Here is an 825-nt window from a genome sequence, read left to right on the forward strand (position 1 = left end):
ATTGAACATTTATCACCAGTAACTAACGTGTCAATTTTTTCCCCAGTTTCTGATTCAATATAGAAACTATTTATTATAGCTTTTTTATTTCCTGACTCCGATTTTCCGTCGTTAACAATTATCTCATTCTCGTCTGCTGTTTTTGATAGTTTCGCGTTATATAAATTTAAAACATCCGTCGGCAACCCATCTGCAACTATACTACCTTTATCCAACAGTATTGCTCTTGTACAAATATTAGCAATAGCTGCCTGATCGTGAGAGACAATTAGAAGCGTAGTTCCTTGGGCTTTAAATTCTCTAATTTTATTGAAACTCTTAGCTTGAAAATATGCATCACCAACAGACAATGCTTCATCAATAATTAATAACTCAGGCCTTACTGCTGTTGCAACAGCAAAGGCCAATCTTACCTGCATCCCACTAGAATAGGTACGTACAGGTTGATCAATATATTTCCCTATTTCAGAGAATTCTTCAATGCTAGGCATTAACTCCTTAATTTGCTCAGTATTTAATCCTAATAGCTGTCCTGACATATAGACATTATCTCTGCCTGAGAAATCGGGATGGAATCCCATACCTAACTCTAGCAAAGCAGCCACACGCCCCCGAACTGACACGCTACCGCTTGATGGCATTGTTGTTCCTGTTATAATTTTAAGTAAGGTACTTTTCCCTGCACCATTCATACCTAAAATACCAACAGACTCACCGACCCCGACGTTAAAAGAGATATCATTCAAAATGTTTATTCTATTCGAATATTTTTTATTTCCGAATGACATCCATTCTAATAATCGATGGTTGTTTTTAGCATAAGTC

At 36.6% G+C, this 825-nt stretch carries 1 protein-coding gene; it reads right to left on the minus strand.

The features are described 5' to 3' along the window. Nucleotides 1-825, minus strand: an 825-nt coding sequence (locus tag NNN64_RS22875) for an ABC transporter ATP-binding protein (protein ID WP_271442888.1), incomplete at both ends; no start/stop codon positions are given.

The sequence above is a fragment of the Citrobacter sp. Igbk 14 genome (assembly GCF_028069825.1).
Lineage (GTDB): Bacteria > Pseudomonadota > Gammaproteobacteria > Enterobacterales > Enterobacteriaceae > Citrobacter.